Below are 21,071 nucleotides of genomic sequence, written 5' to 3'. Positions count from 1 at the left end.
CTTAGCGCAGTCGGAGAGCCTTCATGACCTTGAGGCTGCGGGTCATGAACGCCGCGTACTTCTCGTCGTCCATGCCCAGCGAGGGCGCCATCGGCAGGAGCCGCTGGTGGGCGACGGTCTGGGCCTCGGTGTACTTGAGGATGCCCTCGGAGCCGTGGCGGCGGCCGAGGCCGGAGTCCTTCATGCCGCCCATGGGCGCCTGGGCGCTGCCGTAGGCGGGGGCGTAGCCCTCGTTGATGTTGACGGTGCCGGTGCGCAGGCGGGCGGCGACCGCGTGGCCGCGGCGGGAGTCCTTGGTCCAGACGCTGGAGTTCAGGCCGTAGGAGGTGGCGTTGGCGTCCGCGATCGCCTGCTCCTCGTCGGTGAAGCGGTAGATGGAGACGACCGGGCCGAAGGTCTCCTCGCCGCACACCGCCATGGGTGCCTCGACGCCGTCGAGGATGGTGGGCTCGTAGAAGAGGGGGCCTAGGTCGGGGCGGGCGGTGCCGCCCGCGACGAGGGTGGCGCCCTTGGCGACGGCCTCGTCCACGTGCCGCTGTACGGTCTCCAGCTGGCGCTCGCCGACGAGCGATCCCATGTCGGCGCCGTAGGCGAGGGACTTGCCGAGGCGCATCGCCTTCGTCCGGGCGGCGAAGCGGGCCACGAACGCGTCGGCGATCGAGGCGTGGACGTAGAGCCGCTCGATGGAGATGCACAGCTGGCCGGCGGAGGAGAAGCAGGCGCGGACGGCGCCCGCCGCGGCCTTCTCGATGTCGGCGTCGTGCAGGACCAGCATCGCGTTCTTGCCGCCCAGCTCGAGAGTGACGCCGACGAGGCGGTCGGCCGCGCCCCGGGCGACCTCGCGGCCGGTGCGGGTGGAGCCGGTGAAGGAGACGTAGTCGGCGTGCCGGACGACCTCGGGGCCGACGACGGGGCCCTCACCGAGGACGATCTGGAAGACCTCCGCGGGCAGGCCGGCCTCGATCAGCAGGTCGCGGGCCCACAGGGCGGTCAGCGCGGTCTCGGTGTCGGGCTTCATGACGAGCGCGTTGCCTGCCGCGAAGGCGGGCAGGGCGTCACCGACGGAGAGCTCCAGCGGGTAGTTCCAGGGCGCGATCTGGCCGACGACCCCGCGCGGCTGGCGCAGCTCGGTGACCTTGGTGAGTGTGGGCATCGCGCCCGTGTGGCCCTTGGGGCGCAGGTACGAGGGGGCCTTGCGGCCGTAGTGGCGGGCGGAGACGGCGACCGCCTGGACCTCTTCGTGGGCGTGCAGGCGGGCCTTGCCGGTCTCCAGCTGGATGAGGTCGAGGACCTCGGCCTGCCGGGCGAGGACCAGGTCGTGGAAGCGGAGCAGGACCGCGGCCCGCTTGCGTGCGGGGAGGGCGGCCCACGCGGGCTGGGCGGCGCGGGCCCGGCCGAACGCCTCGGCGACGTCCTCGGGGGTGGCCTCGGGGAGCTCGGCCAGCCGGTCCCCGGTGAAGGGGGTGTGGTTGGCGGTGCGGCCGGAGCCGATCACCCCGCGGGTGAGGCGGGCGATCAGGTCGGGGGTCACCACGTCGGCGGCGGTGCGGGCGCCGGCCGGGGCCGGGGCGACCGGGTTGGTGGGTTCCGGTGCGGTGCGGAGGGGGGCCGGGGCCTGCGAGTCCGTCATGGCGGTGAGCGTATTGCGCCCGGGGGCCTTTGGGTACCCGTGGGTAACCGGATTTTGCCATTTCCGCCAGTGATCGCTGGCAGGATTGGCGGAATCCGCGGTTCTACGGCTTCGCGGCGGGCGGTGCCCAGCCGCTGAGCACGATGTCGAACTGCTGGCGGGTCGTGTCCCAGTCGGCGGCGGGGCTCGACATGTAGATCGCGTACTCGGTGCCGTCCGGGGCGATGTACATCTGCTCGATGGCCCGGCGCGGTCCCGCCTGCGTCCCCTTCTCGGTCCAGCTGAACTCCCACAGCGCGGCCCGGACGGTGTCGCGGAAGGTGTTCTGGTTCAGCCGCTGCTTCTTGTAGTCAGTCCGCTTCGCCACCTGCTTCTCCAGGTCGACCAGGTGCTCGTGCGGGGTCGCATAGTCCGGGGTGGAGTCGGTGGCGATCCGGATGAAGTGCTTTCCGTTGTCCGGGGTGTAGTCGATCTGGTTGCCGTCCATCTGACGCTTCCAGCCCTCCGGGACGAAGAGGGTGAAGCCGGTCGGGTCGGTGACCTCGGTCCATCCGGCCGGCACGGCATCGGCCTCGTCCGGCGTGGAGTCGTCATCGCCCTGCTGGTCGGGGGCGCTCGCGTTCTTGTCCGAGCCGCCGCCCTTGTTCGAGTCATCGGTGAACTTGAGCACGCCGAAGACACCGCCGCCGCCGAGCAGCGCCGCCACCAGGGCGACCGCCGCGGCACGCTTGAGCCGGCCCGGGGCCGGGCGGGCGGGGGCGGACACCGCCCCGGCCTCGGTCGCCGTCGCGGTCGAGGTGGAGGTGGAGGTCGAGGTCGAGGTCGAGGTCGAGGTCGCCGACGGTTCCGGCAGCGCGGCCGTCTGCGCGACGTCCCCCGTCGGGGCCGCCTCCTGCTGCTGCTCCTGGGCCGGAGCGAGTTCCTGCGACGTCACCGCGCGCGTCGGCACGTACGCCTGGGCGGCCTTCGGCGCCCGGCCCTCCATCGCCTCGATCAGCATCCGCTCGGCTTCCTCGGCCGTCGGCCGCTCCGCCGGATCCTTGCGCAGCAGGGCGGTGATGACCGGCCCCAGCGCACCGGCCTGGCGCAGCGCCGGCGGTTCGTCGTTCACCACGGCCTGGAGGCTGGAGATCGGCGAGGTGCGACGGAACGGCGAGCGCGCCTCCACGGCCGTGTACAGGGTGGCGCCCAGCGACCACAGGTCGGAGGCCGTGCCGGGGGTCGCGCCGGTGACCCGCTCGGGGGCCAGGTAGTCGATGGAGCCGACGATCTCGCCGGTGCGCGTGATGGACGAGTCGCCCTCGATCGCGGCGATACCGAAGTCCGTGAGCAGCACCCGGCCGTCCTTGGCGAGCAGCACGTTGCCCGGCTTCACGTCCCGGTGGAGTACGCCCACCGCGTGCGCGGCGCGCAGCGCGCCCAGCACGTGGAGCCCGATCCTGGCCGCCTCGCGGGGCTCGATCCGCCCGGCCGCCTTGGCCGCGTCCGCGAGCGAGGGTCCGTCGATGTACTCCATGACGATCCACGGCCGGTCGTCGTGCTCCAGCACGTCGTGGACGGTGACGACCGCCGGATGCTGGATCCGGGCCGCGGCCCGGGCCTCCTTCTGCGTCCGGGCGTGCATGACGTCCCGGTCGGCCTGGGCCACGTACAGACCAGCCGTCAGTTCCTTGACGGCGACGGTCCTGTGGAGCAACTCGTCATGCGCGCGCCACACCTTGCCCATGCCGCCGCGGCCGATCGGCTCGACGAGCCGATACCGGCCCGCCAGCACGGCGCCCCCACCTGTCTGCTGTTCCACGAAACCCCGCCGCTCTCTGCACTTCAGGCCAGATTACGGAGCCCATGGGGGCTGTCGGAACCGCCCGGCCGCGGAAAGGCGGCACTGTGACGCAATCGCCGTACTGACCGCCCGTCAGGCTCCCCTCAACCCCCCGACTTGTAACTCGCCGTGGCCTTCTCGAAAACTTCGGTGACCTTGCTCTGTTCGTCCTCCGGGCCCGTCACCATCACGACGTGGTAGCTGCCGCCGAGCGCGACGACGAAATTGCGGGCGAAGACGTTGCGGCCGGTGCCGTCGATCCACGTGTAGCGGCCCGTGGCACGCAGTTGCTGCCCGACCTTGGTGGTCTTGACGTCGCCGACGGTGGCCCAGGTGGAGCTCCGGTACGGGGCCAGCTCCTGCTGCTTGTCCTTCTGGTACGCCGCCGGGTCCGGGTTCCCCTCGACCTTGTCCCGGCCGGGGACGACGGTCAGGGTGAACTGCCCCCCGGTGTAGCGCACCTGGCCGGCCTCGTTGATGCCGCGGCGCTCCCAGCCGTCGGGGACCGCGATCTCGAAGTGCTCCGGGTCCTGCTGGGTGGTGTAGCCGGCCGGGGCGGGGGCCGGCGCTGCCGTCGGAGCGGTCGCGGGCGGCGTGGTGGTCTGGGGCGCGGGCTTGGACTCGGGAGTGCCGGTGGGCACCTGGGACGGGCTCTGCTTCGGCGTTGCCTGCCCGCTGCTGCCCTGTTCCCCCGGCTCGGCGGACCGGGGCATGAACAGCATCGCGTACGCCACGGCCCCGGCGAGCAGGACCAGGATGCCGACGAGCAGGGTCCGGCCCAGGGAGCGGGACTTGCGGGTGGCCGTGGGATTGCGGTGGCGCCCGTGGAGTTCGCCGCGGCGGCGTACGACGGGCAGCCGCGCGGGATCCGGCTCCGGCATCGGGAGCACGGCGAAGCCGGCCTCGGGTTCGGGTGCGGAGCGTACGAGCGAGCGCAGCCAGCCGCGCAGCTCCTCGAAATCGGGCCGCTCTTCCGGGTCCTGACGCAGCAGCGACTCCACGACCGGGCGGAGCGCGCCGCACTCCTCCGCGAAGGCGGGCGGCTCGGCGCAGACCATCTCGACGAGCTCGGCGACGCTTTCCTCGGGGTACGGGGCGTGGCCCTGGACCGCGCGGTACAGCAGCGCGCCGAGCGCCCAGAGGTCGGTGGCGGGCCCGATGGGGGGCGCCAGCTGCCAGTGCCCGTGCACGGGACCGGCCTGCTCGGGGGCCCACCGCTCGGTGACGGCTCCGACGACGGCCATCCGCGTCTGGCGCGCGCGCTCGGCGTCCAGCCCGCTCCGGGGCCCGGCCCAGCCGGAACCGGAGCCCGGTCCGGGGCCCGCCTGCGGCTGCGGTCGCGCCGGTGCGGTGTCGGCCTGGCGGTAGCCCTGCGGGAGCGCGAGCTGGGCGGGGAGCACGGGCGGCTGCGGCCCGGGCTCCGGCTCCGGCGCGGGCTCCAGGGCGGGCGCGGGCTCCAGGGCGGGTACGGGCTCCGGCTCCGGCTCCTGGTCGGGCTCACGGTCGGGCGGGGAGAGGGCCGGGCGGCGGGGGGTGGCCCCGTGCCAGGCGGCGGCGCCGGTCTCCGGGCCGCCGTACGGGTACGAGTATCCCTGTGGGAGGGTCGACCCCTGCGGCCTCGGCTCCGGCACGACCACGGGCTCGGTCCTGCGCTGCTCGCCGACCTTGGCGGCGGCCGCCCGCGCCCCGGCCCGGTACGCGGCGATGGCCCCGGCGCGCGCGGCGGCGTTGAGGTCGGGCTGCTCCTGGGGGCGTACGGGGGTGATGTGATCGGTGTACCGCGGCCCGGTGTCGTACCCCGGGGCCACCAGCGGCGCGTATCCGGCGTCGGGCCCGGGCCCGTGGCCGGGCCCGTAGTCTGCCGAAGCGCCCGGACGGTCCCGCCCCGGGTTGCCGGGGCCGACGGCCCCCGTCTCCGCGACGGTCCCGCGGTCGAGTCCTTCACCCGGCCCGGTCTCCCGAGCCGCCGGGGTGCGCGGGCCGCCCCACCCCGCGCCGCCGCCGGAGGCCTCGCCTTCGGCGGTGCCCGGGACGGGGTCGTACCCGCAGAGGGCCTCCTCCGCCGCACCGGCCGCGAGGCCGGTCAGCACGACCCGGCCGTCGTCGCAGACGAGCACGGTCCGCACGGTGATGTTCCGGTGGGTCCAGCCGTGCGCGTGCAGCACCCGCAGCGCGGTCAGCACGTCCGAGGCCACTTCCGCCGCCCGGTAGGGGCTCAGCGGTTCATCGGCTATCAGCGCCGCCAGCGGCCTGGCCGGGACCAGTTCGCTCACTATCCACAGCGACCCGTCCTCGGCGAACACGTCGAAGACCTGGTCCAGCCGGGGATGGTCGGGGATGGAGGCCGCGGCCTGCGCCGCCTCGATCGCGCGCCGCACGGCCGGCAGGTCGCCCGGAGCGCGGCGCCCCGCCGCCGGGACGGCCCGCTGCCCGTCCAGCAGCTCGGCGTCCACGACCTCCGGCAACGGCACCTGCCGCACCAGGACTTCCTGCCCGCTGCGGGTGTCGAAGGCCCGGGTCTCCACCAGTTCGTACTCGTCCGACGGCGGGAGCGGCAGACGGTAGCGGTGAGCCAGGATCCGGCCCGCGTACTCCTCCACATCGCCTCCCCCGAGTGCGGTGGGGTCCCCCGCGGCCCCACCGCCACGATACGTCGCCGGGGCCGCCCGCGTCCCGAGGTCAGCCGAGCGGCTTGAAGGTCTCGAAGGCGACGTTGCGCATCTGCGTGCACTCGGCGCCGTCCCACTGGTCGGCGGCGCAGCTGATCATGATCGCGTAGCCGTTCTTGGCGTCGACCTTGAAGCCGCGGTTGAGCACGCGGACCCTGATCCCCTTCTGGTCCCGCTCGAACTCCCAGTCCGCGACAGTCGGGTAGCCCCTGTACTGCACCGTGTCGATCCTGATGTGCCGGTAGTTCTGACTGCTGCTCGCCGTCGGCTTGACCGAATCGGCCCAGGCAGCGCGGGCGTCGTCACCGGGACTGGCGGTGTGGTCGACCTGGATGCGCGGGAATCCGCCGTCACGGCTGTATATGGCGCCGGAGTTCTCCCCCGCTATGCCCGTCTGCTTGAAGCCCTCGGGCATCACCATCGAGAAGTGGAACCCGAAGTCCTGCTGGAGGGCGTAACCCGCCGGGATTCCGCCGCCCGCTCCGCCGGACGTGGTGCCCTGGCCCTGGCCGGCGGCCGGGGTCTGCTGGCCCTGGCCCTGGGTCTGGCCCTGGGTCTGGCCCTGGGTCTGGCCCTGGGTCTGGGCGCCCGGGGTGGCATTGCCATTGGTCCCGCCCTGCTCGCCGGGCTTCGCCGAAGTCTGCGGCGAGGACTGCGGGGCGGTGCCCGGGGACTGGGCGGCGGACGCGGACGGGTTGGTCTTGCCGCCCTTGCCCTCATCCTTGCGGCCGTCGGTGTCGTCGCCGTTGAAGGCGTAGACGATGAGCGAGCCGACGGCCGCGAGTACGACCACGACGGCGGCTATCGCGAGCACGATGGTGCGGCGCGGCATGACGTCGGTGAGCGGGGCCGCCACCGGGGAGGTCTTTGCCGTGGGCTTGGGCTTGGGTTCGGACGCGGGTGCCTCCGCGGCCGAGGCGGCCGTGGTGGCGGTGGCCACCGCCGCCGCCTTGCGGGCCGCCTTCAGCGCGGCGCGGGCGCGTTCGCGCTGCTCGCGCTCCCGCCGCTCGCGTTCCTTCTTCGCCGCCTTCTCGGCGGCCTTGTCCGCGGCCGCCTGCTCCGCGGCCGCCTTGGCGTCCGCGAGCGATATCTGCCGGGTCTCCTCGGCGGCCGGGGCCGCAACGGGGGCCGGTGCGGGCTCGGGCGCGTTGACGACGGCGGTGAGCATCGCCCGCGCCCGGACGTCGTCGAGCCGCTGGGCCGGGTCCTTGGCGAGCAGGCCGTAGATGACCTCGGTGAGCGGGCCCGCGTTCTTGGGCGGCTCCACCGGCTCGGTCATCACGGCGGTGAGGGTGGCGAGGGCGGAGCCCTTGTCGTACGGGGGCACGCCCTCGACGGCGGCGTACAGCAGACCGCCGAGCGACCACATGTCGGCGGGCGGACCGGGCTTGTAACCGCGGGCGCGCTCCGGGGAGATGTACGAGGGCGCGCCGACGAGCATGCCGGTGGAGGTGACGGAGGGGTCGCCCTCGACCTGCGCGATGCCGAAGTCGGTGAGGACGACGCGGCCGGTGGCGGCGATGAGCACGTTGGACGGTTTGACGTCCCGGTGCAGGATGCCCTGGCCGTGCGCGGCGCGCAGGACGTCGAGCACCGCAAGGCCGACCTCGGCGGCGCGGTGCGGGGTGAGGGGACCGTTCTCCCGGATGAACTCGGCGAGCGAGGGGCCCTCGATGAGCTCCATGACGATCCAGGGGCGGCCGTCTTCGTCGACGACGTCGAAGACGGTGACCGCGCCCCCGCTCCGGATCCGGGCGATGGCCTTGGCCTCGCGGAGGGTACGGGTGATCAGACGGCGCTTCTCGTCCTCGTCGACCCCGGTGCCGAAGCGGAGTTCCTTGACGGCGACGATCCGGCCGAGGGTCTCGTCCTCGGCGCGCCAGACGGTACCCATGCCGCCCTTGCCGAGCACGGCACCCAGCCGGTAGCGGCCCGCGAGCAGCCGGCCCTTGTCCTCGCCGTTCCCGGCCGACTTGGCGGCCTCGGCCCTGGCCTTGACCTCGGCGGCCACGGCATCGGCCTTCTCCACCACGGAATTGACGGGCTTCGCCAGGTCGGCCTTGGCCGCCTCGGCCCTGGGCTTCGCCAGGTCGGCCTTGGCCGCCTCGGGCTTCGCCCCAGGCCCAGGCGCGTCCTTGACGTCTTCGGCCTTGGCCACGGCCTTCGCGTCCTCGGCCACGGCATCGGCCCCGGCCTTGGCCACGGGCTTCCCCTCCTCGGCCTTGGCCTTCGTCAGCCCCGGCTTCGCAGCCGCGGGCTTCGCACCCCCAGCAGGCGCGGCCTCGGCCGGCGCAGCCGGAGCCGCAGCTCCCTCATCCTCGGGCTTCGCCGCAGGCGTCCCGTGCTCCGGCTTCGACATGCGTCCCCTCTGCGATCGTGCCGCCCGCTCCGGCGGCCCCGGCAGCTGCCGGGGTCCGCGGTAACCCGCCCCGGCAGAAACCTCATTGTTCCTCACTCCGCAACGGACGGGCGCCCCGGGTCCGCGGTTCCCCTTTCCGCATCCCGGACTTACAACGGAACGATGTCGGGCGCCCCCAGCCGCGCCGCGTCCGCCGTCTGGTCGTCCGGCTGGCGCTGCGATTCCCGCTCCGCCTGGACCCGCTTCTCGTAGTGCTCCACTTCCTTCTCGATCTGCTGCTTATCCCACCCCAGGACCGGGGCCATCAACTCCGCGCACTCCCGCGCCGACCGCGTCCCCCGGTCGAAGGTCTCGATCGAGATCCGTGTCCGCCGCGTCAGTACGTCGTCCAGGTGCCGCGCCCCTTCGTGCGAGGCCGCGTACACGATCTCGGCGCGCAGATAGTCCTCCGCCCCGGTCACCGGCTCCCCCAGCCCCGGGTCGGCGGCGATCAGGTCCAGCAGTTCCTCCGTCAGCGACCCGAACCGGTTCAACAGGTGCTCCACCCGCACCACGTGAAGGCCCGTCCGGGCGGCGGTCCTCGCCCGCGCGTTCCACAGCGCCCGGTACCCCTCCGCGCCGACCAGCGGCACGTCCTCCGTCACGCATTCCGCGACCCGCTGGTCCAGCCCGTGCACCGCCTCGTCGACCGCGTCCTTGGCCATGACCCGGTACGTCGTGTACTTGCCGCCCGCGACCACCACCAGCCCCGGCACCGGGTGCGCCACCGTGTGTTCGCGCGACAGCTTGCTCGTCGCGTCCGACTCCCCGGCCAGCAGCGGCCGCAGGCCCGCGTACACACCCTGCACGTCGTCACGCGTCAGCGGCACCGCCAGCACCGAGTTCACGTGCTCCAGCAGGTAGTCGATGTCCGCGCTCGACGCCGCCGGGTGCGCCTTGTCCAGGTCCCAGTCGGTGTCCGTGGTCCCGATGATCCAGTGCCGTCCCCAGGGGATGACGAACAGCACCGACTTCTCGGTCCGCAGGATCAGCCCGGTGCTCGAATGGATCCGGTCCTTCGGCACGACCAGGTGGATGCCCTTCGACGCCCGTACGTGGAACTGCCCGCGCTCCCCGATCAGCGCCTGGGTGTCGTCCGTCCACACCCCGGTCGCGTTCACGATCTGCTTCGCGCGGATCTCGTACTCCCCGCCGCCCTCGACATCCCGCACCCGCGCCCCGACCACCCGTTCGCCCTCGCGCAGGAAGCCGATCACCCTCGCCCGGTTGGCGCAGTGCGCCCCGTACGCCGCGGCCGTCCGCACCAGCGTGGCCACGTACCGCGCGTCGTCCATCTGGGCGTCGTAGTACTGCAGGGCCCCCACCAGTGCGTCCTTGCGCAGCGCCGGCGCCACCCGCAGCGCGCGCTTGCGCGACAGGTGCCGGTGCACCGGCAGCCCGCGCCCGTGTCCGCTGGAGACCGACATGGCGTCGTACAGCGCGACGCCCGAGCCCGCATACAGCCGCTCCCAGCCCTTGTACTGCAAGGGGTAGAGGAAAGGCACGGGCTTCACCAGGTGCGGCGCGAGGCGCTCCAGCAGCAGGCCTCGCTCCTTCAGCGCCTCCCGGACGAGGGCGAAGTCGAGCATCTCCAGGTACCGCAGGCCGCCGTGGATGAGCTTGCTCGACCTGCTCGACGTGCCGGATGCCCAGTCACGCGCTTCCACCAGCCCGGTCGACAAACCTCTGGTCGCCGCGTCGAGCGCGGTACCGGCGCCGACCACCCCCGCGCCCACAACCAGAACGTCCAGCTCCCGCTCGGCCATCCGGGCGAGCGCCTCGGCACGCTGCACCGGTCCCAGTGTCGCTGTCCTCACGGCTGCCTCCCGTTGGTGCGGGTGTTCCCCGCGTCGTGCGGGTGATCCCGCTCACATGCCCCGTTTCCTGATTCTGACCGCCCGCACCCACATCAGCCACCGCCTGTGGACAACACAACGGCGACCACTACCCCAGAATGCGACATATCTTTCATATATACGCCTAGTCTGACATTGCGCCAGCTCCCGGGCTCCTCCTGTCCACAGGACTTGCGCGCGCATCCCCCTCATGTCAGGGAAGGGACGGCACCCCCATGCCCGCAGACCTCGCCGTCATCGGACTCGGCCATCTCGGCCTCCCACTCGCCCAGGCGGCAGTCGCCGCCGGGATCGAGACGGTCGGCTACGACAGCGGTCCGGTCACGGACTCCACCCTCACCGCCGCCGAGATCCGCCGCATGTCGGCGGCCGGCTTCCGGGTCACCACCAACCCCGCCGAGCTCGGCCGGGTCCGCACCGCCGTCATCTGCGCGCCCACCCAGCTCGGCGCCGACCGCGCGCTGGACCTGTCCGCCGTGGGCGAGGCCGGCCGCGCGCTCGCCGCCCGGCTACGCCCCCACACCACCGTGATCCTCGAATCCGCCGTCCACCCGGGCGTCACCGAGGACTACCTCCGCCCCGTCCTCGAAGAGGGCTCCGGGCTCCGGGCAGGCCGCGACTTCCACCTGGCCTACTCCCCCAGCCGCCTCGACCCGGGCAACCGCACGCACGGCGTCTCCAACACCCCCAAGGTGATCGGCGGCCTCACCCCCGCCTGCACCGAGTCCGCGCACGCCTTCTACGCCCGCCTCACCGAGAAGGTCGTCCGCGCCCGCGGCCTGCGCGAGGCCGAGACCGTACAGCTCCTGGAGACGAACTACCGGCACGTCAACATCGCGCTCATGAACGAGATGGCGGTCCTCTGCCACGACCTCGGCGTGGACCTGTGGGACGTCATCCGCTGCGCCGAGACCAAGCCGTACGGCTTCCAGGCCTTCCGTCCCGGCCCGGGCGTCGGCGGCCACGGAGTCCCGCTCGACCCGAACTACCTCCCCCACACCACCCGCACCCCCGGCCACCCCCTGCGCATGGTCGGCCTGGCGCAGGAGATCAACAACCGGATGCCGCAGTACGTCATCCAGCGCTCCGCCACCCTGCTGAACGAGCACGGCAAATCCGCCCGCGGCGCCCGCGTCCTCCTCCTGGGCGTCACCTACAAGCCCGATCTCGCCGACCAGGAGGGCTCCCCGGCCCGCGAGATCGCCAGCCGCCTGCTCGACCTGGGGGCGCTCATCAGCTACCACGACCCGTACATCGCGGGCTGGCGGGTCCGGGACCAGCCGGTCCCCCGTGCCGAATCGTTGTACGAGGCCGCCGCCAACGCGGACCTGACGATCCTGCTCCAGCACCACCGCACCTATGACCTGCAAGGCCTCGCGGTCAAGGCCCAGTTGCTCCTGGACACCCGGGGCGCCAGCCCGGCGGGGGCCGCCCACCGGCTCTGAACGCCTTGGAAATTCCCCCTCATGGATGTCGTGACCGCCTGCTAGCCTGCGGCGTCACTTATCTCGCACATACGTCCCCCCGGACACGTGTGCCCACGCATCCCTTGGGGGGGATCACCATGAGCCAGAACTTCCAGCCGCCCGCGCCCGACTCCTTCACCGAGGCGCCCGCCGCCCCGGCCCCGGCCCGCAGCGGCAACATCGGCCTCGGCATCGTCGCGGCCGTCGTCGCGGCCCTCGTCGCGGCGGCCGCGTACGGCGGCATCATGAACGCCATCGACCGCGAGGTCGGCTACGCCGCGATCGGCGTCGGCCTGCTCGTCGGCCTCGCCGCCGGCAAGCTCGGCGGCCGCAACCCGGTCCTGCCCGTGATCTCCGCCGTGCTCTCCATCGGCGCCGTCTACCTCGGCCAGCTCTTCTTCATCGCGCTCGTGATGGCCGACTACGGCAAGATCGGCGTCGGCGACGTCCTCAGCCAGGTCGGCATCGGCGGCCTGAACGACCTCTGGAAGGAGAACGCGGACTTCATGTCCTACGTCTTCCTCGGGATCGGCGGCTTCGCCGCCTTCGGCGCGGCCAAGAAGGTCAGCGACTGACCCTGCGCACCGCGTGACGCCGGAGGGCCGGCACCCCACACGGGGTGCCGGCCCTCCGGCGTACGTACGGCAAAGAGCCGGTCAGCGGCTGTGCTGCGAGTCCGCGACCGTGACCTCGACCCGCTGGAACTCCTTGAGCTCGCTGTAGCCGGTGGTGGCCATCGAGCGGCGCAGCGCGCCGAAGATGTTCATCGAACCGTCCGGGGAGTGCGACGGGCCGGTGAGGATCTCCTCGGTGGTGCCGACCGTGCCCAGGTCGACCTTCTTGCCGCGCGGCACGTCCTCGTGGACGGCCTCCATGCCCCAGTGGTTGCCCTTGCCGGGCGCGTCGGTGGCACGGGCCAGCGGGGAGCCCATCATCACGGCGTCCGCGCCGCAGGCGACGGCCTTCGGGATGTCGCCCGACCAGCCCACGCCGCCGTCGGCGATGACGTGCACGTACCGGCCGCCGGACTCGTCCATGTAGTCGCGGCGGGCCGCGGCCACGTCCGCGACGGCGGTCGCCATCGGGACCTGGATGCCGAGCACGTTGCGCGTGGTGTGCGCGGCGCCGCCGCCGAAGCCGACCAGGACACCCGCGGCGCCGGTGCGCATCAGGTGCAGGGCCGCGGTGTAGGTGGCGCAGCCGCCGACGATGACCGGGACGTCGAGCTCGTAGATGAACTGCTTCAGGTTCAGCGGCTCGGCGGCGCCGGAGACGTGCTCCGCCGACACGGTGGTGCCGCGGATCACGAAGATGTCCACGCCCGCGTCCACGACGGCCTTGGAGAACTCGGCGGTGCGCTGCGGGGAGAGCGCGGCGGCGGTGACGACTCCGGAGTCGCGCACCTCCTTGATGCGCTGCCGGATCAGGTCCGCCTGGATCGGGGCGGAGTAGATCTCCTGGAGACGGCGGGTGGCGGACTCCTCGTCCAGCTCCGTGATCTCGTCGAGCAGTGGCTGCGGGTCCTCGTAGCGGGTCCACAGGCCTTCGAGGTTCAGCACGCCGAGGCCGCCGAGCTCGCCGATGCGGATCGCGGTCTGCGGGGAGACGACCGAGTCCATGGGGGCGGCCAGGAAGGGGAGCTCGAAGCGGTACGCGTCGATCTGCCAGGCGATCGAGACCTCCTTCGGGTCCCGGGTACGCCGGCTCGGGACGATGGCGATGTCGTCGAACGCATACGCCCTGCGGCCGCGCTTGCCGCGCCCGATCTCGATCTCAGTCACGTGTGGTGGCCTTTCCTCTGGGTCTGCCCGTCCAGTATCCCCGAACGCCGGAGAGTCGCGTTCCCATGACCGCTGTACGGACGCGGGCACGGGCACGGCGAAGGGGCGGGCCCGTCGGGCCCGCCCCTCACGCGGTCGCTCAGATCAGCCGTTGCGGCTGTAGTTCGGCGCTTCCACCGTCATCTGGATGTCGTGCGGGTGGCTCTCCTTGAGGCCCGCCGAGGTGATCCGGACGAAGCGGCCCCGGTCCTGCAGCTCGGGGACCGTGCGGCCGCCGACGTAGAACATCGACTGGCGCAGGCCGCCGACGAGCTGGTGCACGACCGCGGCGAGCGGACCGCGGTAGGGAACCTGGCCCTCGATGCCCTCGGGGATGAGCTTGTCGTCGCCGCCCACGCCCTCCTGGAAGTAGCGGTCCTTGGAGAAGGAGCGCTGGTCGCCACGGGACTGCATCGCGCCGAGCGAGCCCATGCCGCGGTACGACTTGAACTGCTTGCCGTTGATGAAGAGCAGCTCGCCGGGGGACTCCTCGCAGCCCGCGAGCAGCGAGCCGAGCATCACCGTGTCGGCGCCCGCGACCAGGGCCTTGGCGATGTCGCCGGAGTACTGCAGGCCGCCGTCGCCGATGACCGGGACGCCCGCGGCCTTGGCGGCCAGCGAGGCCTCGTAGATGGCGGTGACCTGCGGGACGCCGATGCCGGCGACCACGCGGGTGGTGCAGATGGAGCCGGGGCCGACGCCGACCTTGATGCCGTCGCAGCCGGCGTCGATCAGCGCCTGGGCACCGTCGCGGGTGGCGACGTTGCCGCCGATGACGTCCACGGCGGAGTTCGACTTGATCTTGGCGACCATGTCGCCGACCAGGCGGGAGTGGCCGTGGGCGGTGTCGACGACGATGAAGTCGGCGCCCGCCTCGATCAGGGCCTGGGCGCGGTCGTACGCGTCACCGGCGACGCCGACGGCCGCGCCGACGAGCAGCCGGCCTTCCTTGTCCTTGGCGGCGTTCGGGTACTTCTCGGCCTTGACGAAGTCCTTGACCGTGATGAGGCCCTTGAGGATGCCCGCGTCGTCGACCAGCGGAAGCTTCTCGATCTTGTGGCGGCGCAGCAGCTCCATGGCGTCCACGCCGGAGATGCCCACCTTGCCCGTGACCAGCGGCATCGGGGTCATGACCTCGCGCACCTGACGGCTGCGGTCCGACTCGAAGGCCATGTCGCGGTTGGTGACGATGCCGAGCAGCTTGCCCGCCGGGTCCGTGACCGGGACACCGGAGATGCGGAACTTGGCGCACAGCTCGTCGGCCTCGCGCAGCGTCGCGTCCGGGTGCACCGTGATCGGGTCGCTGACCATGCCGGACTCGGAGCGCTTGACGAGGTCGACCTGGTTGGCCTGGTCGGCGATCGACAGGTTGCGGTGCAGTACGCCCACGCCGCCCTGGCGGGCCATCGCGATGGCCATGCGGGCCTCGGTGACCTTGTCCATCGCCGCGGACAGCAGCGGAACGTTCACGCGTACGTTCCGGGAGATCAGGGAAGAGGTGTCGATCGCGTCAGGCGACATGTCCGACGCGCCCGGCAGCAGCAGCACGTCGTCGTAGGTCAGTCCGAGCGTGGCGAATTTGTCGGGCACTCCGTCGGCGGTCATGACACCTTCCCAAATGGTCTTGCTCAGCGCGGATGTCCATGCTAACGGGATCCCGACGCGTCTCATTCCACGACCAAGGTCAAGCAGAAGATTTGTAGTTTCCTACGGAGATCCTCGCCGGGATTCCTACTGCTCGGCGAGCGCGCGGAGCCGGCTGAGCGCGCGGTGCTGGGCGACGCGCACCGCCCCGGGGGACATGCCGAGCATCTGCCCGGTCTCCTCGGCGGTCAGCCCGACGGCCACCCGCAGTACGAGGAGCTCCCGCTGGTTCTCCGGAAGGTTGGCCAGCAGCTTCTTGGCCCAGGCCGCGTCACTGCTGAGCAGCGCCCGCTCCTCGGGACCCAGCGAGTCGTCGGGCCGCTCCGGCATCTCGTCCGAGGGAACGGCCGTGCTGCCCGGGTGCCGCATGGCGGCCCGCTGCAGGTCGGCGACCTTGTGCGCGGCGATGGCGAAGACGAAGGCCTCGAAGGGCCGCCCGGTGTCCCGGTAGCGCGGCAGGGCCATCAGGACGGCGACGCAGACTTCCTGCGCCAGGTCCTCCACGAAGTGGCGAGCGTCACCCGGGAGCCGCGAGAGCCGGGTGCGGCAATAGCGGATAGCGAGGGGGTGAACGAACGCGAGCAGGTCGTGCGTGGCCTGCTCGTCGCCCTCCACCGCTCGGCGTACGAGCGCGCTGACACCCCCGGCACTACCGCTTTTGGCGGCGCCAGTGGGGCCGGTGGCCGCGGGTGACCCCAGGGCCTCGTCGTCGCGCATCAATCCATGGTGCCTTGACGCCGGAGCTTCCGTGGCACCACGGCCGGTTTCGTGCATCGAAGCGTTATGAGCGGGTGCGCCGGAACTCATGATTGCGCCCTCCCCTCCCGCTCGGCCGAATGGTCCCCAAGGACGAGGACTCCACATCTCCAAGAATGCGGCACACCCTCAAGGATGCGGCATCGCGCACGAAGCGACACGTCCCCCGGATTGTGCCCCGCCAATCCCCGAGTGCGCACCGGGTACGGCGGGACACGGACCGGACCGTGACCCGCGGGTCAGCGGACCAGGCCCCAGCGGAAGCCGAGCGCCACGGCGTGCGCCCGGTCCGAGGCGCCGAGCTTCTTGAACAGCCTGCGGGCGTGCGTCTTGACCGTGTCCTCGGAGAGGAAGAGCTCGCGCCCGATCTCCGCGTTGGACCGGCCGTGGCTCATGCCCTCCAGCACTTGGATCTCGCGAGCGGTGAGGGTGGGCGCCGCGCCCATCTCGGCCGAGCGGAGCCGGCGCGGGGCCAGTCGCCAGGTCGGGTCGGCGAGGGCCTGGGTGACCGTGGCCCGCAGTTCGGCGCGCGAGGCGTCCTTGTGCAGGTATCCGCGGGCGCCGGCGGCGACCGCGAGGGCCACGCCGTCCAGGTCCTCGGCGACCGTCAGCATGATGATGCGGGCGCCGGGGTCGGCCGAGAGCAGCCGGCGGACCGTCTCCACACCGCCGAGCCCGGGCATCCGTACATCCATCAGAATCAGGTCGGAGCGGTCGGCACCCCAGCGGCGGAGGACTTCCTCGCCGTTGGCAGCCGTCGTCACACGCTCGACGCCGGGCACGGTGGCAACCGCGCGACGGAGCGCCTCTCGGGCAAGCGGGGAGTCGTCGCAGACGAGGACGGATGTCATGACCGCCCTCCGCAGCTGCTGATGCGCGTCACCTTGAGCCTCCAGGCTGGTACGTATCGTCACCTGTGCGGTCGATGCCCCCGGACACCTGTCCGAGAACTTATTGGTTCAACCGCCTTCGCACTCTCAACGATGGTCACTCGAAAGAGTTACGGGTCGGACGGACACCTTCAGCACTCTACGTGAGGAAGCGATCACGGCGCTGGAGCCACGAGCCACTCGTCCTCCATCTGGAGCTATGCCCTATTTGGCGGCTTTCCTTCCGTTTGGCACATGTCTGAGGCTAGATTCCCAGTGAGTCATATTTACATCTACTAGGACAGTAGGTGTGGAGACATGGACCGTATCCGCCTCAGTACCGGCACCAAGAGGACTACCAATGGCAGATTTCTCCCGGCTCCCCGGACCGAACGCCGACCTCTGGGACTGGCAGCTGCTTGCTGCCTGCCGCGGGGTCGACAGCTCCCTCTTCTTCCACCCGGAAGGTGAGCGGGGCGCGGCCAGGAGCGCGCGCGAGGCCTCGGCTAAAGAGGTCTGCATGCGATGCCCGGTTCGTTCGGAATGCGCCGCGCACGCACTCGCCGTCCGCGAGCCCTACGGAGTGTGGGGAGGCCTCACCGAGGACGAGCGCGAGGAACTGATGGGCCGCGCGCGGCATCGACTGATCCCGGCGTCCAGCACGATCGGACCGATCCCGCCGCACTGATCCGAGTACAAACGTCCGAAGGAACGTTGCTGCAGCGTCCGCGAAATCCTTCCGGCCGCCGCCCTCGCCGGGCGTGTCGCAGTCCTGCGCGCGGCGTCACCCGTCCGGCCGTACCCGACGCCACGGGTGCGGTCAGCGCGTGGCGGCCCGCTCCAGCTCGGCCAGGGTCGCGGCCACCGCCGGGACCCTGGCCAGGTCGGGCAGGGTCAGCGCCACGACCTCGCGCTCGACGGCCGGCTCCACGGCCACCGTGCTCACGCCCTTGGCCCGTACGGACTCCACCGCGAGCTCCGGCAGCACCGCGACGCCCAGCCCGGCGCCGACCAGGCCGACCACCGCCGGGTAGTCGTCGGTCGCGAAGTCGATCCGCGGGGTGAAGCCCGCGCTCTCGCACACCTCCACCAGATGGCGGCGGCAGCGCGGACAGCCCGCGATCCAGGGCTCGTCGGCCAGGTCCGCCATGCCCACGCGCTCCGACCCGGCCAGCCGGTGCCCCTCGGGGACCAGTCCGACGAGCCGGTCGGTCAGCAGCGGGCGCACCACGAGGTCCTCCCACTCCGCCGTGGAGCCCCGCCCGTCACCGTCCCCGCCGTACCGGAAGGCCAGCGCCAGGTCGCAGTCGCCCTCGCGCAGCATCTCCACCGAGCGCGGCGGCTCGGCCTCGACCAGGGAGATCCGGGTGCCCGGGTGCTCGGCGCGCATCGCGGCGAGCGCGGTCGGCACCAGCGTGGAGCTGCCGCTGGGGAAGGACACCAGCCGGACCCGGCCCGCGCGCAGCCCGGAGATGGCCGCGACCTCCTCCTCGGCGGCGGTCAGCCCGGCCAGGATCCCCGCGGCATGCCGGACCAGGGCCTCGCCGGCCTGGGTCAGCCGCATCTCGCGGCCGGTGCGGATGAGCAGCGGGGTGCCGGCCGACTGCTCCAGCGCCTTCATCTGCTGGGAGACGGCGGGCTGGGTGCAGCCGAGCTCGCGGGCGGCGGCGGAGAAGGACCCGGTCCCGGCGACGGCGCGCAGAACCCGGAGATGACGTGCCTCGATCACCTTTTGAGCATAAGCCCTTCTTTGACCGTCGCGTGAATAACGTCGCGCCCCTTTGGGGCGGGCTCGGTTAGCGTGTGCGCATGGCTCCCATGCATCTGATCTCCGTGAACCTCGGCCGTGCCGAAGCCGCCGACTACACCGACGCGGAGGGCGGGGTGACGGGCCACGGCAAGCGCCCGGTCCCCGGGCCGGTCCGCGTCTTCGCCCCGGGCCCGAGAGCCACCGGCCTCGGCAGCGGTGTGGAGGGCGACGCCGTGTGCGACCGCCGCCACCACGGAGGCGACCACCAGGCCGTCTACGCGTACGCGCGCGAGGACCTGGACCACTGGGAGGCCGAGCTGGGCCGCGAGCTGCCTGGCGGGACCTTCGGCGAGAACTTCACCACCTCCGGCATCGACCTGAACTCCGCGCGCCTCGGCGACCGCTGGCGGGTCGGCGCGGACCTCCTCCTCGAAGTCGCCTCGGCCCGCATCCCGTGCCGGACCTTCCAGGGGGCCCTCGGCGAGAGCGGCTGGGTCAGGCGGTTCACCCAGGCGGGGCGGCCGGGCGCCTACCTGCGGGTGATCGAGGAGGGCTCGGTCTCCCCCGGCGACGCCATCGAGGTCGTCCACCGCGCGGACCACGAGGTGACGGTGGAATTCTGGTTCCGCGCCTTCACCACGGAGCGCGCGCTGCTGCCGCACACCCTGGCGGCGGGCGCGGCAATGGAACCGGAAGGTCACGAGACCGTGCGCCGGTACGTGGAGAAGTACGGGACCGGAGCCGGGGCGAAGTAGAACCGACACCCGGGGCGGCTAGGTTGCGCCTATGACGACTGCGTTGATTACGGGATCCACGGCGGGCATCGGCGCCGCCTTCGCCCGGCGGCTCGCCGCCCAGGGCCACAACCTGGTGCTGGTGGCGCGCGACACCAAGCGGCTGGGCGAGCAGGCCACCGAGCTGCACGACCGGCACGGCATCGAGGCCGAGGTGCTGGCCGCGGATCTGGCCACCGAGGAGGGCATCGCGGCGGTCGAGGAGCGCCTCGGCGACCGCACCCACCCCGTGGACCTGCTCGTCAACAATGCCGGCTTCGGCAACAAGGGCCGCTACCTCGAGGTCTCCATGGCCGACGAGCTCACCATGGTGAAGGTGCACATCGAGGCGGTCCTGCGGCTGACCTCGGCGGCCACCGCGTCGATGCGCACGCGCGGCCGCGGCGGCGTGATCAACGTGGCCTCGGTGGCCGCCTTCGTCCCGCGCGGTACGTACGGGGCGAGCAAGGCGTGGGTCGTCCAGTTCACCCAGGGCGCGGCGAAGGACCTGGCGGGCTCCGGGGTGCGGCTGATGGCGCTGTGCCCCGGCTTCGTCCGGACGGAGTTCCACCAGCGCGCCGGCATGGGCACGGACAACATCCCCGGCTGGATGTGGCTCGACGCCGACAAGCTGGTGGCCGCCGCCCTGGACGACCTGGCGCGCGGCAAGACGGTGTCGATCCCGGACCCGCGGTACAAGGCGCTGATGGGCGTGGTGAAGCTGACGCCGCGCGGGCTGCTGGGTGGCGTGTCCTCGCGTACGGGCCGCAAGTACGGCCCCCAGTAACCCAGTACTCGCCGGTAAACCGGCCAACCGGGTGAAATCTCCCTAAACTGGACTTGTCCACCAAGCCCGGGAGACCGCCATGACATTCGTACAGATAATCGATTACAAGACCAGTCGGCAGGACGACCTCGATCAGCTGCTCGACCGGTACGTCTCGCAGAGCCAGGGCAAGCGCACTGTCACCCACAGCATTGTGGGCAGGGACCGCGAGAACGAGAACCACTACGTGGACGTGGTCGAATTCCCCTCGTACGAAGAGGCCATGAAGAACTCTCATCTTCCGGAGACGGACAGGATGTTCCAGGAGATGATGGCCCTCTGTGACGGGATGCCCAGCTTCACCAACCTGGACGTCGTCCGGGACGAACACCTCAACACGATGCTGGTGAACCGGATGTACGACGAGATCGCGATGAAGGGCGACATGTCCGTCATCCCGGAGATCTTCGCGTCGGACTACCGCGACCACGACATCAGCAACGCCGAGGACAAGATAGGGCCCGCGGGCATCCGCGAGGACGTGGAGATGTGGCGGAGCGGCTTCGACTTCTCCTTCACGCGCGACGCCCAGATGGCGCAGGACGACTACGTCACCACGCTGTGGACCTGGACGGGCACGCACAAGGGCGAGTTCATGGGCATCGCCCCCACCGGCAAGACCTGCACGATGACCGGCACGACGGTCTTCCGATGTCAGGACGGAATGATCAAGGAAGGCTGGTGGCACTACGACGCCATGGGCATGATGCGCCAACTGGGCGCCATGTAGCCGCCACACACACGGGAAGGCCCCGTTCCGCAGGTGCGGAACGGGGCCTTCCCGGTGTGCGG

Annotated in this window: 16 protein-coding genes; 6 read left to right on the top strand and 10 right to left on the bottom strand. The window is 71.9% G+C overall.

What is annotated here, in order from left to right; all coding sequences use genetic code 11:
* Nucleotide 1: 1 nt before the first annotated feature.
* The 5 genes from OG429_RS23285 to OG429_RS23265 all read right to left on the bottom strand — a co-directional run bounded on the left by OG429_RS23285 (nt 2) and on the right by OG429_RS23265 (nt 10,336).
* Nucleotides 2-1,630: a succinic semialdehyde dehydrogenase gene (locus OG429_RS23285; RefSeq protein WP_328927202.1), complete on the bottom strand. Its 1,629-nt coding sequence runs from the start codon at nt 1,628-1,630 to the stop codon at nt 2-4.
* Between the two features lie 103 nt (nt 1,631-1,733).
* Nucleotides 1,734-3,431 carry a serine/threonine-protein kinase gene (locus OG429_RS23280; RefSeq protein WP_328927201.1) on the bottom strand — a complete coding sequence of 566 codons (1,698 nt, stop codon included), beginning with the start codon at nt 3,429-3,431 and terminating at the stop codon, nt 1,734-1,736.
* A 125-nt stretch (nt 3,432-3,556) separates the two neighbouring features.
* Nucleotides 3,557-6,052, bottom strand: a complete 2,496-nt coding sequence (locus OG429_RS23275; protein ID WP_328927200.1) for a protein kinase — start codon at nt 6,050-6,052, stop codon at nt 3,557-3,559.
* A 79-nt stretch (nt 6,053-6,131) separates the two neighbouring features.
* A complete protein-coding gene (locus OG429_RS23270) occupies nt 6,132-8,480 on the bottom strand; it encodes a protein kinase domain-containing protein (protein WP_328927199.1) in 2,349 nt (782 codons plus the stop codon).
* A gap of 149 nt (nt 8,481-8,629) precedes the next feature.
* Entirely contained in the window at nt 8,630-10,336 is a 1,707-nt protein-coding gene (locus tag OG429_RS23265) for a glycerol-3-phosphate dehydrogenase/oxidase (RefSeq protein WP_328927198.1), read from the bottom strand.
* Between the two features lie 254 nt (nt 10,337-10,590).
* Between OG429_RS23265 and OG429_RS23260 the strand changes: the two genes are divergently transcribed.
* Entirely contained in the window at nt 10,591-11,820 is a 1,230-nt protein-coding gene (locus OG429_RS23260; protein WP_328927197.1) for a nucleotide sugar dehydrogenase, read from the top strand.
* Nucleotides 11,821-11,939: 119 nt separating this feature from the next.
* Nucleotides 11,940-12,416, top strand: a complete 477-nt coding sequence (locus tag OG429_RS23255; protein WP_328927196.1) for a hypothetical protein — start codon at nt 11,940-11,942, stop codon at nt 12,414-12,416.
* Between the two features lie 81 nt (nt 12,417-12,497).
* On the opposite strand, the gene OG429_RS23250 is transcribed toward OG429_RS23255, so the two are convergent.
* From OG429_RS23250 to OG429_RS23235, 4 genes are all read right to left on the bottom strand, one after another.
* Nucleotides 12,498-13,622, bottom strand: coding sequence for a GuaB3 family IMP dehydrogenase-related protein (locus OG429_RS23250; protein WP_328927195.1), 1,125 nt, complete (start codon nt 13,620-13,622; stop codon nt 12,498-12,500).
* A 144-nt stretch (nt 13,623-13,766) separates the two neighbouring features.
* Nucleotides 13,767-15,266 (bottom strand): IMP dehydrogenase, encoded by a 1,500-nt coding sequence (gene guaB, locus OG429_RS23245; RefSeq protein WP_328927194.1) that lies wholly within the window; start codon nt 15,264-15,266, stop codon nt 13,767-13,769.
* A 126-nt stretch (nt 15,267-15,392) separates the two neighbouring features.
* Nucleotides 15,393-16,022 (bottom strand): sigma-70 family RNA polymerase sigma factor, encoded by a 630-nt coding sequence (locus OG429_RS23240; protein ID WP_328927193.1) that lies wholly within the window; start codon nt 16,020-16,022, stop codon nt 15,393-15,395.
* A gap of 278 nt (nt 16,023-16,300) precedes the next feature.
* On the bottom strand, nt 16,301-16,912 hold the full coding sequence (locus tag OG429_RS23235; RefSeq protein ID WP_003948568.1) for a response regulator transcription factor: 612 nt from the start codon (nt 16,910-16,912) through the stop codon (nt 16,301-16,303).
* 379 nt (nt 16,913-17,291) lie between these two features.
* Here OG429_RS23235 and OG429_RS23230 point away from each other — a divergent pair, with 379 nt between their 5' ends.
* Nucleotides 17,292-17,618 carry a WhiB family transcriptional regulator gene (locus OG429_RS23230; RefSeq protein ID WP_053786417.1) on the top strand — a complete coding sequence of 109 codons (327 nt, stop codon included), beginning with the start codon at nt 17,292-17,294 and terminating at the stop codon, nt 17,616-17,618.
* Nucleotides 17,619-17,750: 132 nt separating this feature from the next.
* Here the strand turns inward: OG429_RS23230 and OG429_RS23225 are convergent, their stop codons facing one another.
* A complete protein-coding gene (locus OG429_RS23225; protein ID WP_328927192.1) occupies nt 17,751-18,659 on the bottom strand; it encodes a LysR family transcriptional regulator in 909 nt (302 codons plus the stop codon).
* Nucleotides 18,660-18,748: 89 nt separating this feature from the next.
* Between OG429_RS23225 and OG429_RS23220 the strand changes: the two genes are divergently transcribed.
* The 3 genes from OG429_RS23220 (at nt 18,749) to OG429_RS23210 (ending at nt 21,009) form a co-directional block, all read left to right on the top strand.
* Nucleotides 18,749-19,435, top strand: a complete 687-nt coding sequence (locus OG429_RS23220) for an MOSC domain-containing protein (RefSeq protein ID WP_328930382.1) — start codon at nt 18,749-18,751, stop codon at nt 19,433-19,435.
* A 31-nt stretch (nt 19,436-19,466) separates the two neighbouring features.
* Complete coding sequence (locus tag OG429_RS23215; protein ID WP_328927191.1) at nt 19,467-20,240, top strand: SDR family NAD(P)-dependent oxidoreductase; 774 nt, start codon at nt 19,467-19,469, stop codon at nt 20,238-20,240.
* A 79-nt stretch (nt 20,241-20,319) separates the two neighbouring features.
* Nucleotides 20,320-21,009, top strand: a complete 690-nt coding sequence (locus OG429_RS23210; RefSeq protein WP_328927190.1) for an ester cyclase — start codon at nt 20,320-20,322, stop codon at nt 21,007-21,009.
* The last annotated feature ends 62 nt before the right edge of the window (nt 21,010-21,071 follow it).

This window comes from Streptomyces sp. NBC_00190 (assembly GCF_036203305.1).
GTDB lineage: Bacteria > Actinomycetota > Actinomycetes > Streptomycetales > Streptomycetaceae > Streptomyces.
This window is presented reverse-complemented; position numbering and strand designations above follow the sequence as displayed.